The sequence below is a fragment of the Cellulophaga omnivescoria genome, assembly GCF_001999725.1.
In the GTDB taxonomy this organism is placed as follows: domain Bacteria; phylum Bacteroidota; class Bacteroidia; order Flavobacteriales; family Flavobacteriaceae; genus Cellulophaga; species Cellulophaga omnivescoria.
This window is the reverse complement of record NZ_MDDP01000013.1, coordinates 21,450-36,015: the sequence shown is the minus strand read 5'-3', so window position 1 is coordinate 36,015 and position 14,566 is coordinate 21,450. Positions and strand designations below refer to the sequence as shown.

At 31.1% G+C, this 14,566-nt stretch carries 17 protein-coding genes; 7 read left to right on the top strand and 10 right to left on the bottom strand.

What is annotated here, in order from left to right; translation table 11 throughout:
* Positions 1–154: 154 nt before the first annotated feature.
* Positions 155–835: a peptidoglycan DD-metalloendopeptidase family protein gene (locus BFJ87_RS08045; RefSeq protein WP_077402548.1), complete on the bottom strand. Its 681-nt coding sequence runs from the start codon at positions 833–835 to the stop codon at positions 155–157.
* A gap of 87 nt (positions 836–922) precedes the next feature.
* Here BFJ87_RS08045 and msrA point away from each other — a divergent pair, with 87 nt between their 5' ends.
* Positions 923–1,600 carry a peptide-methionine (S)-S-oxide reductase MsrA gene (gene msrA, locus BFJ87_RS08040; protein WP_077402545.1) on the top strand — a complete coding sequence of 226 codons (678 nt, stop codon included), beginning with the start codon at positions 923–925 and terminating at the stop codon, positions 1,598–1,600.
* 8 nt (positions 1,601–1,608) lie between these two features.
* Here the strand turns inward: msrA and BFJ87_RS08035 are convergent, their stop codons facing one another.
* The 3 genes from BFJ87_RS08035 to BFJ87_RS08025 are packed head-to-tail and all read right to left on the bottom strand — an operon-like array spanning position 1,609 to position 4,064.
* A complete protein-coding gene (locus BFJ87_RS08035) occupies positions 1,609–2,979 on the bottom strand; it encodes a hypothetical protein (protein WP_077402542.1) in 1,371 nt (456 codons plus the stop codon).
* Complete coding sequence (locus BFJ87_RS08030) at positions 2,960–3,538, bottom strand: hypothetical protein (RefSeq protein WP_077402539.1); 579 nt, start codon at positions 3,536–3,538, stop codon at positions 2,960–2,962. Before BFJ87_RS08030 ends, BFJ87_RS08035 begins: the two co-directional genes overlap by 20 nt.
* The gene (locus tag BFJ87_RS08025; protein ID WP_077402536.1) at positions 3,522–4,064 is read right to left on the bottom strand and encodes an RNA polymerase sigma factor; all 543 of its coding nucleotides are present in this window, start codon (positions 4,062–4,064) and stop codon (positions 3,522–3,524) included. Before BFJ87_RS08025 ends, BFJ87_RS08030 begins: the two co-directional genes overlap by 17 nt.
* 212 nt (positions 4,065–4,276) lie before the next feature.
* Here BFJ87_RS08025 and BFJ87_RS08020 point away from each other — a divergent pair, with 212 nt between their 5' ends.
* The 4 genes from BFJ87_RS08020 to BFJ87_RS08005 all read left to right on the top strand — a co-directional run bounded on the left by BFJ87_RS08020 (position 4,277) and on the right by BFJ87_RS08005 (position 7,351).
* Positions 4,277–4,837 (top strand): DUF2911 domain-containing protein, encoded by a 561-nt coding sequence (locus BFJ87_RS08020; RefSeq protein WP_077402533.1) that lies wholly within the window; start codon positions 4,277–4,279, stop codon positions 4,835–4,837.
* A 2-nt stretch (positions 4,838–4,839) separates the two neighbouring features.
* Positions 4,840–5,877, top strand: a complete 1,038-nt coding sequence (gene meaB, locus BFJ87_RS08015) for a methylmalonyl Co-A mutase-associated GTPase MeaB (protein WP_077402530.1) — start codon at positions 4,840–4,842, stop codon at positions 5,875–5,877.
* A gap of 12 nt (positions 5,878–5,889) precedes the next feature.
* Entirely contained in the window at positions 5,890–6,606 is a 717-nt protein-coding gene (locus tag BFJ87_RS08010) for a glycosyltransferase family 2 protein (protein WP_077402528.1), read from the top strand.
* Between the two features lie 82 nt (positions 6,607–6,688).
* On the top strand, positions 6,689–7,351 hold the full coding sequence (locus tag BFJ87_RS08005) for a hypothetical protein (RefSeq protein ID WP_077402525.1): 663 nt from the start codon (positions 6,689–6,691) through the stop codon (positions 7,349–7,351).
* Here the strand turns inward: BFJ87_RS08005 and BFJ87_RS08000 are convergent, their stop codons facing one another.
* From BFJ87_RS08000 to BFJ87_RS07975, 6 genes are all read right to left on the bottom strand, one after another.
* Positions 7,352–7,921 carry a phosphatase PAP2 family protein gene (locus BFJ87_RS08000; protein ID WP_077402522.1) on the bottom strand — a complete coding sequence of 190 codons (570 nt, stop codon included), beginning with the start codon at positions 7,919–7,921 and terminating at the stop codon, positions 7,352–7,354.
* Positions 7,922–7,930: 9 nt separating this feature from the next.
* Positions 7,931–8,158: a hypothetical protein gene (locus BFJ87_RS07995; RefSeq protein ID WP_013619642.1), complete on the bottom strand. Its 228-nt coding sequence runs from the start codon at positions 8,156–8,158 to the stop codon at positions 7,931–7,933.
* A gap of 2 nt (positions 8,159–8,160) precedes the next feature.
* On the bottom strand, positions 8,161–9,534 hold the full coding sequence (locus tag BFJ87_RS07990; protein WP_077402519.1) for an MATE family efflux transporter: 1,374 nt from the start codon (positions 9,532–9,534) through the stop codon (positions 8,161–8,163).
* A 54-nt stretch (positions 9,535–9,588) separates the two neighbouring features.
* Positions 9,589–10,365: a nucleoside triphosphate pyrophosphohydrolase gene (gene mazG / locus BFJ87_RS07985; protein ID WP_077402516.1), complete on the bottom strand. Its 777-nt coding sequence runs from the start codon at positions 10,363–10,365 to the stop codon at positions 9,589–9,591.
* Between the two features lie 96 nt (positions 10,366–10,461).
* On the bottom strand, positions 10,462–10,689 hold the full coding sequence (locus BFJ87_RS07980; protein ID WP_077402513.1) for a VF530 family protein: 228 nt from the start codon (positions 10,687–10,689) through the stop codon (positions 10,462–10,464).
* A gap of 5 nt (positions 10,690–10,694) precedes the next feature.
* Complete coding sequence (locus BFJ87_RS07975) at positions 10,695–11,981, bottom strand: DEAD/DEAH box helicase (RefSeq protein WP_077402510.1); 1,287 nt, start codon at positions 11,979–11,981, stop codon at positions 10,695–10,697.
* 275 nt (positions 11,982–12,256) lie between these two features.
* Between BFJ87_RS07975 and BFJ87_RS07970 the strand changes: the two genes are divergently transcribed.
* Together BFJ87_RS07970 and BFJ87_RS07965 are read left to right on the top strand one after the other, a co-directional pair.
* Positions 12,257–12,901 (top strand): GDSL-type esterase/lipase family protein, encoded by a 645-nt coding sequence (locus BFJ87_RS07970; protein WP_077402507.1) that lies wholly within the window; start codon positions 12,257–12,259, stop codon positions 12,899–12,901.
* A 9-nt stretch (positions 12,902–12,910) separates the two neighbouring features.
* Positions 12,911–14,491: a family 20 glycosylhydrolase gene (locus BFJ87_RS07965; RefSeq protein ID WP_077402504.1), complete on the top strand. Its 1,581-nt coding sequence runs from the start codon at positions 12,911–12,913 to the stop codon at positions 14,489–14,491.
* The last annotated feature ends 75 nt before the right edge of the window (positions 14,492–14,566 follow it).

Below are 14,566 nucleotides of genomic sequence, written 5' to 3'. Positions count from 1 at the left end.
CAACATAATGTTACAGAAATCAAAATCGCTTAAACACCCTTATTTTTCGGTATTTGACAAATTATATGATAAAGTGTAAAAAATCTTCGATGACTGATAATAAGTAAAAATCCGCTAATCGAAATTAAGTGCATTTAATCTTAGTAAAAGACAGCTATATTTTTAAAAGTAAGTTTGGATTAGGGCAATTCTGCTTGTAAAACTCTACATCTTTTTTAGCACAAACTCCTGGGTAATCTCCTTTAAAATCTTTAATATCTATTATTACCTGAAAATGTAAATGTGGCGCATAACCTACATTAACTTCTGCCGTTCCTAAAGTTGCTAAAACTGATCCTTTTGCAAACTCTTTACCTACATACACATCATTTAAAGAAGAAAGAGCTAAGTGTCCGTACAAAGTATAAAATGAATGATTATTAATAGTATGCTCTAAAATTATTGTAGGCCCATAATCTCCAAACACGTTATTATTTTTAAAACTGTGCACTACTCCACTTACAGGCACTATAACTTCTGCCCCAGCATTTGCCCAAAAATCTATACCCAAATGTATATTACGTATATTATCACTTTCTTTAGAAAAATTTTTGTTATTAGCATATAAGTTTCTTATTTCTAAATAACCACCATAAGCAACAGTGGCATTATTACTTTCTAATTGTTGTGTAATGTAGGCTTCACATTCATTTGCCCTAGTAATATCTAACTTATCTAATTCTTTATTACCTGTAGATAAGTCCACAGGAATATAACTGTCTTTTAAATTGGTTGTATTAATAATAGAAGTAAAACCTGCCGTTACAGATTGCAAAAAATTTGCTGTATTTTGCATAGATAAAATGTTAATGTATTTTTAAAATAAGTGTACCCTTGTAAGTATATTTAAAAGTAGCACACTAATTTATTAAAAAGAAAATTTATGAGAATAGTTAAAGTTGCATTATTACTAAGCACAATATTAATATCTACCAGTTGTTCATCTAAAAACAATACAAAAAAAGAAACTAGTACAGAGGTAAAGGTAGAGACAAAAACAATTATCCAGGATTTAAGCTCTTATGAAACTGCCTATTTTGCAAGTGGTTGCTTTTGGTGTGTAGAAGCTGTTTTTGAGAGTGTTAAAGGTGTTAAGGAAGTAATATCTGGTTATGCAGGAGGCACAGAAAAAAATCCTACTTACGAGCAAGTAGGTAGTGGTAATAGCACACATGCAGAAGCTGTGGTTGTATATTACAATCCCAAGGAAGTTTCTTATGCTACTTTGGTTAAAGTTTTTTTTGGATCTCAAGACCCAACAACATTAAACCGCCAAGGACCAGATAAAGGCACACAATATAGATCTATTGCTTTTTATAAGAACAAGCAAGAACAAAAAATTATAACAGACTATATAGCTAAACTTACTAAAGAAAAAGTATTTAGCTCTAAAATTGTTACCGAGGTTACCCCTTTTACAACTTTTTACAAGGCAGAAGACTACCACCAAGATTACGAAAAAAAACATCCTAATAACCCGTACATTAAAAATGTATCTGTACCAAGATTAAATAGATTCAAAAATAAGTTTCCTGAGTTATTAAAGAAAAATACTCACTAAATTTAGTACTACTTTAAAACAACATCACTGTATGATGCATCTATGTTAAGAGACCTTGTTGTGTTTTTTGAGTTGTTGTAGCCTTTGTGCACTACCATATTCTGATTTAAAGATTTTTTTATTGATAAATTAGAAGGTAAAACTGTTTTTGATGATTTGCTCTTTATATATATAGTATAAGGTGTTTTTGGTAAAATGGCCTCTAATTCACCATTTGTAATAGTAATATCTAAATCTTCAAAGTCTGATGATATTGAGTTTATTTGTACATTTCCAAAATCATTTTTCATAAAAGCAGATTTTAACAACTGATCTATGGTTATGTTAGAAGATACAGAACTTAAAGTAAGCTCTTTTACCGTTTTTAATTCTACATCTTTAGTATAGCTGGTTTTTAACTGCCCAACATTCCAATTAGTAACATATATAGGAGAATAAGACGCATTTACATACGTCTTTTCTCCTTTAATTGTAGAAGCTAGCAAACTTGCATAAGACAAGTTTGCATTTATATTTGTTGTATTATCCGCAAGTTTTACTTTACCATGACGTACATCCATTTTTATGGTTGCAGATTTAGGCATTTTAATCTTGATTGTTTTTTTAACTTTTAAGCTCTTTGTACCACCATCCTTAGAAATGTAAAATGTATTGGGACTAGTGTAAAATTCATTAGAGTTCATATAAATTACATCTCCGTTGCGCTGTGCTTTTAAGACTTTAGCTTTTACTTTTTCTGAAAGCTCCTTATGTTTCTCGGCTAAAATTTTTGACTTTTTTTGAGTAATTATAGCCTTCTTTTTAACTTCTTCTACCCATTTTTTTATTTCGGCTTCGTTTTTTGCTCCCATATCTTTTTGAAACTCTTGTTGCCACTTTTTTATATACTCTTTACCACCTTTTTGGTATTCATCATAATTAAAGTCCACAAACTTTACATCTTTCAAATCATAGCCCAACATTATAGTATCCATTCTTATTGTGTCCATATCAAAAGACACTCTTGCAGGAAAATTAGAGGTATTAAAATGAATTGGCTGCGCATTAACAAAAGCATCAGTTTTACTAAAAAATTTATTTCCTCCTGTAGATACAGTTACTTTACTAGAATTTCCTAAAATATCCATTTTGTTACGAGCAAAGTATTTTTCTGCTTCATCTATAGACATACCTTCTACTTCTATGGTTGCTTCTACTTGTATTACATTTTTGTTCCAAGTATCAAACTCTATATCTGCATTATTGGTATCTAAATCTAAAACAGCATTTTTATTTACATTAAACACCTCTTTAAATACTTTTGTTTGCCTTTGGGCGTATATACTTGTACAAGCAAGTATTGTTAATACTATTATACTTTTACACACTAATTGTTTCATTTTGATTGCTTTTTAATTCGTTTAACTTTTTTCTAAGTTTTTGTAGCAACTGCAAACGCAATTGCAAATTGTTAATTAAAGCAGAAATTAATTGATCATTAGGCCCAATGGTATTTAACTCTGTATTAAGATCTTGGTACTCTTTATGCAACTCTGCTAAGCGCTCCATATAACTATCTACCAATGTTTTATTATCATTAGACACTTGCAACTGTGCTAACTCTAAATTTATATTTACTTTGTAATAATCTTCAATCTTTTTTAAATCTGGAGAAAGAGCTCCTAATGTTATACCTTCTTTTTCCTTAGATGGCTTTTCTATGTCTACTACGGTGTTGTTAACTGTTGTATTTTTAGATTGATTGTGATAAACCAAAATAGAAATAGTAAGCAATACAATCACACTTGCGGCAATTTTGTACACATACCATTTATTTTGCTTTGGGGCAGGCATAGCAGCGTTTAACTTGTCTTCAAACCTAGTAATATGCCCATCTTTTAAGTTGTGCTTTTGCTTTGCTCTTTCTTTCTTAAATATTTCCCTAAGATCCTGTCCCATATCTTTTCTCTTTTAAAAGTTCTTTTAATAAGCCTTTGCCTCTTAGTAAACGTGTTCTACAAGCAGACTCTGTAATATCTAATATTTCAGATGTTTCTTTATGGTCATATCCTTCTATTAAATATAATTGTACTACACATTGGTATTTATCTGGTAGTTGTGCAATTGCAAATTTTATTTGCTGTAGGGTTACCGTATCTTCTACCAACCAATCATCATCTTCTACAATTGTTAAACTGGTTTCCGTTAAGGCAACATATTTATCTTTTTTAACCTTTATAAAATCTAAACATTTGTGTACTACAATTTTTTTAAGCCAAGCACCAAAAGTTACTTCACCGCTATACTGCTCTATTTTTTGAAAAGCATTAATAAATGCCTCTTGTACCACATCTTCTGCATCATTCTCATTTTTTAAAAAACGCATTGCAACACAATACATACCATTGCAGTATTGTTTGTAAAGCTGCATTTGAGCTTTACGGTTGTTTGTTTTACATTTCTTAACAATATCAGCAGTAGACATTAATTGTTTTTTTTGGTTGCGTTTGTTTAAATAAAGACGACACAAAATTATTGATGTTGCAAAAACATAATTTATTTTTAGTTTTTTATGGTAATCCCTATAAATTTAAAGCAATTTTACACTTTAAATAAAATACTGCTAAAAGTGTAATTTGGGCTGTTCTTAATTAAACAAGATTTAGTAACTTAGAAAAAACCTAAAAAAACCACACAATGAAAGTTATACAATGGATGATTATTACCGTAGTTGTATTGGGGCTACTTACTGTTTTTGTTGGTATACCAATGATGAAAGACCAAACAAAAAAATTTAGTCCAGAAGAAACTGTTACCTATAACAAAAATAATTACAACCTAAGTGTAGTTTATTGTAGTCCATCTAAAAAAGATAGAGCAATTTTTGGCTCTCTTGTCCCTTACAATAAAGTTTGGAGAACAGGTGCTAATGAGCCTACTACTTTTAAAACAACTTCTAACATTAAAATAGATGGTAAAAATTTAGCCGCTGGCACTTACTCCCTATGGTCTAAACCAAACAAAAATAGTTGGGATATCATTTTTAATAAAGAAGTTCCAGATTGGGGAGTTACAATTTTAAGCGGTGGAGCAGAAACTACCAGAAATACAAAACAAGATATTGTAACAGTAACTGTACCTGTAACAAAATTAGATTCGGTTAAAGAAAGATTTACCATTAACTTTGAACATAAAGAACAACCGTACTTAACTTTAGCTTGGGACAAAACCAAAGTTAGCGTACCTATTAGTAAATAATATTGAACACAAATAAAAATATAAGCAACCAAAGTGCTTCTAGAATTAAAAAGTTTAGAAGAGATTTACCTACCACAGACAGTTTAGCTAAAGGTATTTTAAGTGGTAACAAAACAGCTTTAAGTAGAGCTATAACACTTATAGAAAGTACTAATAGTACACATACAAAACAAGCTAATGAAATTATAGAGCAATGCCTACTGCACAAAACTAAGAGTATTAGAATTGGTATAACTGGTGTTCCTGGAGTTGGTAAAAGTACCTTTATAGAGCGTTTTGGAAAAAAACTTACAGCACAAGGTAAAAAGGTGGCTGTTTTGGCTGTAGACCCAACAAGTACTATTACCAAAGGCAGTATATTGGGAGATAAAACACGTATGGAAGAGCTGGTAAAAGATGAAAATGCTTTTATTAGACCTTCGCCCTCAGGGAGCTCTTTAGGAGGCGTTGCACGTAAAACCAGAGAAACTATTGTGCTATGTGAAGCTGCTGGTTACAACGTTATTTTAATTGAAACTGTTGGTGTTGGACAAAGTGAAACTGCTGTACATAGTATGGTAGATTTTTTTCTTCTTTTAAAATTAGCAGGTGCTGGTGATGAGCTCCAAGGCATTAAACGTGGTATTATGGAAATGGCTGATGCTATTGTGATAAATAAATCTGATGGAGATAATATACAACGTGCAAAAAAGGCCAAAGTAGAATTTACGCGGGCCTTGCATTTATTAAAAACACAAGATAATGGTTGGGTACCAAAAGTACTTGCTTGTTCTGCATTAGAAGATATTGGTATTTTAGAGGTTTGGGAAACAGTAACAAACTATGTTGCTATTAACACCAAAAACAACTTTTTTATACAAAAAAGACAAGAGCAAAATAAATATTGGCTATTACAAACCATTGAAGACCAATTAAAGCAACAGTTTTACAACAATAAAAGTGTAAAGGCAGAATTACAAGTTGCTATAGATGCTGTTATAAACAATAAAACATCACCCTTTACTGCTGCAGATAAATTACTAAAGTTACACAGTAAGTAATAGTTATATATTATGATGTATGAATTTACAATAGTTGTTCCTATCTATAATGAAGAGAACAGTATAGCCAGGTTAGGAAAAGAGTTAAACAATTACCTAAAAGTTGCACTAAAAAAAACAGTTGTTTTGTTTGTAAATGATGGTTCTACAGATAATAGTCAGGCTTTACTAGAACAAATATGCTGTAATAATCCACTTTTTTCTTTTTTACAATTTGATAAAAATTACGGTTTAACAGCTGCTATTAAAGCAGGTTTTGATGCAGCAGAAACCGAGCTTATTGGTTATATTGATGCAGACTTACAAACATCTCCGTTAGATTTTAACCTCTTATTAAAATACACAACAGAATACGACTTAGTTACTGGCATTAGAATACAAAGAAGAGATACTTTTTTTAAAAAGTTATCCTCTAACCTTGCCAACAAAATTAGGCGTGCTTTTACTAAAGATGGCGTAGAAGATACTGGTTGCCCATTAAAAGTGATTAAAGCAACTTATGCAAAAAAAATACCCCTTTTTAATGGTTTACACAGATTTTTACCCGCAATGGTGTTGCTACAAAATGGAAAAATAAAACAAGTTCCTGTGCAACATTCTTCTAGAATTGAAGGAAAATCAAAATTTGGTTTTTGGAATAGGTCTATTGGACCTTTAACAGACTGCTTTGCCTATTTATGGATGAAACATAAATACTTAAATTACAAAGTAGTTAAAAAAGGAAACTAAACATAAAAGTTAAAATCTTACCAAAGTATAACATACCTTTAAATGGCAATTATTACCTTTGATAATTAGCAAAAAAAACAAAATGAAAACATTAGATAAAGTAGTTTACGCAGCCTTATTTTTAATTTGTAGTATAGGTTTATATTATGGATTAACAGATAAAGATTTTTTTGATACTTCATATGCTCAAGAAGACGGCTTAGTAGAGTACGGAACAGCACTAATGCTGTTTATTATTAGTTTAATTTGTTTATACAGGTTAGTTACAATATCTAAAGGAAAATCTATTACCTGGAAAATTGGAACATTACTTTTTGCTATTTTGTTTTTATTTGGAGCCGGAGAAGAAGTTTCATGGGGCCAACGCATTCTTGGTGTAGAATCTAGTGAGTTTTTTATAGAGAACAATGCACAGGGAGAAACCAACTTACACAATATGGTTGTAGGAGAAACTAAGGTAAATAAACTTATTTTTAGCCAATTACTTATGGTTGTAATGGTTATGTATTTAATTGTGTCCCCTATTCTTTACAGAAAAAAAGAGTGGTTTAAAAAGCTAGTTAATATGTTTGCTGTGCCAATGGTTAAGTGGCACCATACAATTGCCTTTTTAATAGCAACAGCACTAGTAGTTAGCAACCCTGCTGGTAGAACTTGGGAGGTTTATGAACTAGTTTTTGGAGCTATTTTTATACTTATATTTTTAGCGCCACTAAACAACTCTATATTTAAAAAACTACCATAATTATAGCTTTAACTTAGCTGCCATTAGTTGCATTAATTTGCAGAAAATAAAGCCTAAAAAACTACCAATTACAATACCTGTAGCAACATCTAATGTATAATGTACACCAATGTATATTCTGCTGTAGGCAACAAATGCTGCCCAAGTAAGTAGGAGTACTTTTATGTATTTAAATTTATCTTTAAGCACATTTCCAAAAAATACTGCAACAGCAAAAGAATTTGCTGCGTGTGCAGAAAAGTAGCCATATTTACCACCACAGGAACTTTTTACCAAACGTACTAAACCATCTAAATCTGTATTATGGCAAGGCCTTAAACGTGCAATACCATATTTAAAAAAATTAGCCAATTGGTCTGTTGCACCTATTAAAATACCTACAGATACTAATATTAAAATTGTTTTTTTAAATCCAACTTGCTTGTACGTAAAAAATAACAACACAGCATACAATGGTATAGAACTTTTTTTATTGGTAACAAACATCCAAAAACCATCCCAAGTACTAGTTCCTAAATTATTTAAGTATAAAAAAAAGTTGGTATCGTATTGTATTAATTCTTCAAGCATAATAGTAAATTATTCTTCGTAACGAGAAATTTCTCTGTCGTAAAAAGCTGTAGCTTCAGCAATTAATTTTTCTGCCTCTTCTGTTAGTTCTGCTTCATCCTCTTTTGTAAAATCTTCTAGCCACTCTACCTCATCATCCTCTAAATTAATTATAAACCTAGGATAATCTGTATGTATAATAAATATAGCGGTTGGGTAATCTGTGTTGTCGCCCAATAAAAATTTTGGAAAATCCATAATTATTCTTCTGTATTAAGTATTAATTTTTTTGTTAGCATATTAAATCTAATATACAATAATAAGGCAGATGCAGTTAGGCCAGCCAATAAGCCAATCCAAATTCCTGTACTTTTTAAAGGTGTGTATAACCCTAAATAAAAACAAATAGGAAAACCAATTAGCCAATAAGCAATAAAGGTAATTATTGTTGGTATGGTAACATCTTGTAAACCACGCAATGCTCCTAACACTACAACTTGCAATCCGTCTGAAATTTGAAAAAATGCTGCAACAAGTAGTAGTTGAGCTGCTATTATAATAACCTCTGTATTATCTACAATATTTGCGGCATCATTTACATCTAAATACACTGTTGGTAACCAATGTCTAAATATTAAAAATAGAGCAGCAAAAATAACTTCTAATAAAAATGTGAGTAAAAATATAGATTGTGCCATTCTGCGCAAATCTTTAAAGTTACCCAATCCTTTTTGGTTACCTACGCGTACCATTGCAGCTACACCTAGCCCCATACCCACCATAAACGTCATACTAGATAGGTTTAATGCTATTTGGTTTGCTGCCTGTGGGTTTTTACCCAGAACACCGCTTATCCATATTGCTGCCGTAAAAATTGCTACCTCAAAAAACATTTGCAATGCAGATGGAAAACCAATACTCATAATTTTTTTCATTACATTACTTTCTATTTTTTTAAAGTTGAAACCTGTAACGTACTTATGAAATTTTTTGGTTTGTTTTAGTATTACCCAAAATAAAACCACCATAGCAACCCTAGATACCAAAGTACCAATAGCGGCACCAATTATACCAAGCTTAGGAAAACCAAAAGTTCCAAAAATTAGCAAATAGTTTAAAAGTATATTTATAGCATTACCTATTAAGGTAACATACATAGGATATTTTGTTTGCGATAAACCGTCTGAAAATTGTTTAAATGCCTGAAAAATTACCAGTGGAACCAATGAAAAAGCTACCAAATCTAAATAAGGTATAGCCAATTCTACAACCTCTGGCGGTTGTTTCATTAAATACATTAAAGGCTTACCTAACAGTATAACTCCAAACAAAAATAAACCTAAAACGGTACACAATATAAGTCCGTGCTTTAATGCACTTTTAGCATTGTTAACATTATTTGCTCCGTCTGCCTCTGCCACTAATGGTGTTATTGCAGTAGAAAAACCAATACCAAAAGACATTGCTATAAACACAAAGCTATTACCTAAAGATACAGCTGCCAATTCTGCTGTTCCCAATTGGCCAACCATTATATTATCTGCAAAACCTACAAATGTGTGCCCCAACAAGCCTAATATAACTGGGAATGCTAGCTTTAAGTTGTATTTAAATTCTTTGGTATATTGTTTCAAATTTAGAATGCTTTAAAAAATGAAAGTAAAATTATTTTAGATCTAATAACAGTATTAATTTTCTTTTTTTGCCTGGTTCCAAAAAACATCCATCTCGGCGAGTGTCATATCCTGTAAAGATGTATTCATTTCAATTGCTTTATTCTCTAAATACTGAAATCTTTTTATAAACTTTTTATTGGTACGTTCTAAAGCATCTTCGGGGTTTACCTTTAAAAAACGTGCGTAATTTATCATAGAAAATAACACATCACCAAACTCTGCCTCTATTTTGTCTTGGTTAGCATCATTTACTTCTTCTTGCAACTCTGCTAGTTCTTCCTGCACTTTTTCAAATACCTGTTGTGGTTCTTCCCAATCAAATCCTACACCGGCAACTTTGTCTTGTATTCTACTTGCTTTTACTAGGGCAGGTAAACTTTTAGGAACACCTTCCAAAACACTTTTTTTTCCTTCTTTTAGTTTCAGTTTTTCCCAGTTGCGTTTTACCTCTTCTTCATCTTCTACCTTTACATCTCCGTAAATATGTGGATGACGATGAATTAATTTATCACAAATTTCATTTGCAACATCTGCTATATCAAAATCATTTGTTTCACTACCAATTTTAGCATAAAATACTATGTGCAATAATAAGTCTCCTAATTCTTTTTTAACTTCTTCTAAATTGTTGTCTAAAATAGCATCGCCTAACTCATACGTTTCTTCTATAGTTAAATGACGCAGAGATTGTAGAGTTTGCTTTTTATCCCAAGGACATTGCTCTCGCAACTCTTCCATTATGGTTAATAACCTGTCTATAGCTTGTAATTGTTTGCTTCTAGAGTTCATCCTAAAAAAAGTTTTGGTAAAAGTACAAAGACTATATTTTTTTAGGGCACAAAAATTAAGAGTAATTTATTTAAACTAACAAAAAGTAGAATAGCATTATTGCTTTTCTTTTTCTTGCAAAAATTGTAAATACATTTGCTCTACTTTAGCACGCGCCCAAGGTGTTCTGCGTAAAAAATGAAGGCTAGATTTTACTGTTGGCCTGTGGGTAAAACAGCGTATATTAACTGTATTACCCATATATTCCCAGCCATAAAAGTCTACCAGCTCATCTATAATAGTTGCTAGTTTTACACCGTGTAAAGGGTCATTAGACTTTTGCATTGTTATTAATTGTGTTTATTGTTAGACCTACGGTCATTATTACGTTTAGGTTTACGATTATTACTAGAACTAGTTTTAGATCCTGTTTTTTTAGGTCTGTTACTAGAGTTTCTAGAACCACCACGTTGCCCTTGTTTTATTGGTTTTGTAGACGCATTAGGATCTGGCTCAAAACCTTCTACAATTTCTACAGGAATTTGCATTCCAATTAATTTTTGGATGTCTTTAAGATAAGTTGTTTCATCTGCACTTACTAAAGAAACAGCCTCCCCACTAGCTCCTGCCCTTCCTGTTCTACCAATACGGTGTACATAATCTTCAGACACGTTTGGAATTTCATAATTAATAACGTGCGGTAATAAAGGTATATCTAAACCACGTGCTGCAATATCTGTAGCTACTAAAACACGTAAGGTACCTTTTTTAAATCCATCTAAAGCTTTTGTACGTGCACCCTGACTTTTATTACCGTGTATAGCTGCTGCAGAAATTCCTTTAGCACTCATTTTTTTACACAAATTATTTGCACCGTGTTTAGTTCTTGTAAAAACTAAAACTTGTTGCCAATTACCGTCGGAAATTAACTTTATAATTAACCCCGTTTTTTTACCTTTTGCAACTCTATAAACTTTTTGCTTAATTACTTCTACAGCTGTATTTTCTGGTGTAGCTTCAACCTGTATAGGGTTATTTAAAATACCGTGAGCTAGCTTTTTAATATCTTTAGAAAAAGTTGCCGAGAACATTAAGTTTTGCCTCTTTTCTGGTATTAATTTCATTACGCGCTCTATATCTCGTAAAAAACCCATATCTAACATACGGTCTGCTTCGTCTAAAACAAAAATTTCTACTTTATTTAAAGACAAAAACTTTTGGTTATGAAGATCTAGTAAGCGCCCAGGTGTAGCCACCAAAACATCCATTCCTCTTTTTAAATTTGCTATTTGCGGTTTTTGGTTTACTCCACCAAATATTACGGCAGAGCGCAAATCTAAAAACTCGCTATACTCTTTAACATTAGCATATATTTGAGCAGCTAATTCTCTTGTTGGCGTTAATATTAAACCACGTACAGGCCTGTTTCTTAATGGTTTTTCTTGAGATAACAAATGTAATAATGGTAAAGTAAAACCAGCTGTTTTACCTGTTCCTGTTTGTGCAGATGCTAAAACATCTTTACCTTCTAAAACTGGTGGTATTGCTTTTTCTTGTATTGGAGACGGAGTAGTATACCCCTTTTTATCTATTGCTTTTAATAGATTATTAGATAAACCTAAGTTTTTAAATGTCATAAATTAGTATTACTGAACTGTAACTTTATATTAGAGTCTGTTCTTAAAATTAAATGCAAAAGTAATGCTATTTTTATGGTTAACACTTTCTTTTAGAAAATGTTAAGACCCAAACTGTAATTAACTCTAATAGAATACATTAATAAAACTCTGCACACACTACAAAAAAGTTTGTTACTTTTAAAAATTACCTTTATTAAAATATTATCTTATACCTATAAAAAATACATATATAACATATAAATGCAAGCCATATTAACATTATATTTGAAAGTATGAGAGTTTTACTATCCTTTTTTTTATTTATCACCTTTTTTGGTTTTAGCCAAAACAAACATCGTTTTTATAATGAAGTACAAAAGCTTCAAGAAAAATATAGTAGTAAACGTAATAGCACACAACCAAGCATTGTTTTTACTGGTAGTTCTAGCATTAAATATTGGAAAACAATACAAAAAGATTTTCCAAACAAGAACATTATAAACACTGGTTTTGGTGGTTCTACTGCAGAAGATTTATTGTTTTTTACTGATGATTTAATATTAGCATACAACCCTAAACAAGTTTTTATTTATGAAGGTGATAATGATATAGCAGGGAACAGAAACTGCAATCTAATACTAACACAACTAAAACAAATAATTACTAAAATAAAAAGTGCTAATACTACCACACAAATTGTTTTAATATCTGTTAAGCCCAGTATTGCAAGATGGCATTTAAAAAAGGACTATAAAAAGCTAAACAGAAAATACAAAAAAATAGCAAAAAAAGACCCAAACATTAGTTATGTAGATGTATGGAAACCAATGCTAAATGGCAATAAAGTTAAGACTGATATTTTTACAAAAGATAATCTACATATGAACGCTAAAGGTTACCAAATTTGGCAAAGCGTAATTACAAACTATATTAATTAACCACTTTAAATGAAAAACTCTATCTTGTTTAGAACCTTTTTAACCCTTATTGGTCTTTTTTTAATAATTGCCTGCCAAGAAAAAAGAGTAATTATAAAATACCCCACTACAGATTTATCTGCAGAGAATATGATTCCCTTACCATTAAAAATAACACCAACTAATAGTGCTTTTGGGTTGGATAAAAATACTGCTATTTTTACATCTAGCGACTCTGGTTTTAAACAAGTAGGCTCCTTTTTATCTAACAAAATAAGTGCTAAAATTAAATTAGATGTTCCTGTAAACACTACAAATACAAATACATCTAAAATTATATACATTAACAAAACTGATAGCTTGGAGCTAAAAAGTAAAGAAGCTTACCAAATGTATATTACACAGGACTCTATTATTATAAATGCTAAAACAGCTGCTGGAGCCTTTAGAGGGATACAAACACTAAGACAAATTATACCTCTAAAAAGCAATGATACGCTTACTACCCATAAAATGTGGCTTGTACCTAGTGGAAAAATAATAGACCAACCTAATTATGAGTATAGAGGCACAATGTTAGATGTTGCGAGACATTTTTTTAGTGTAGAAGATGTTAAAAAATACCTAGATATTTTAGCTTACTATAAATTTAATGCATTGCACTTACATTTAACAGATGACCAAGGTTGGAGAATAGAAATTAAATCTTGGCCAAAATTAACAGAAATTGGCGCTAGCACAGAAGTTGGCGGTGGCCCTGGAGGGTTTTATACCCAAGAAGATTTTAAAGAAATTGTACGTTATGCAACCAAAAGGCATATTACAATTGTACCAGAAATAGATATGCCCGGACATACAAACGCAGCCGCTGTAGCTTACCCACAACTAAATGGCAACGGAAAAACACCAAAAGTTTATACTGGTATGCGCGTTGGCTTTAGTACTTTAGACACAAATAAAGATCTTGTATACGCTTTTATAGATGATGTGGTAAGAGAAATTTCTGCAATTTCTCCAGGACCATATTTTCATTTAGGCGGTGATGAAAGCCACGTTACTAAAAAGAAAGATTTTAAAAAGTTTATTTTAAAAGTATCAAAAATTGTAGAAAGTCACGGAAAAACACCAATAGGTTGGGATGAAATTGCTACAACTGATATTAAAAACAATGCCATAACACAATATTGGAGAAGTGAAAAAAACGCAAAATTGGCTTTAAATAAGGGTATGAAAATTATTTTATCACCAGCTAAAAAAACTTATTTAGATATGAAATACGATTCCCTGTCTAAACACGGTTTAACTTGGGCAGCTTATATACCTGTAGACACGGCTTATTTATGGACACCAGAAAACTTTATAAAAAATTTACCTAAAGAACAAGTATTAGGAATTGAAGCTCCTTTATGGTCTGAAACTATTAGTAATATTGAGGAATTAGAATATTTAGCCTTTCCAAGAATTATTGGTTACTCTGAGCTAAATTGGACCATAAAAGAAAATAGGAATTGGGAAAACTACAAAAATAGATTAGCTAACCAAACCCCTTATTTAAACAGTATGAGAGTGAACTATTACCCTAGTGAACTTATAGATTGGAAAAAAAATTAAAATAATTTAAAAAATAGACAAATTGTTTTAAGGTGCTAAATGTTATTAAATATTTATGTTATTATTTTAACGCAA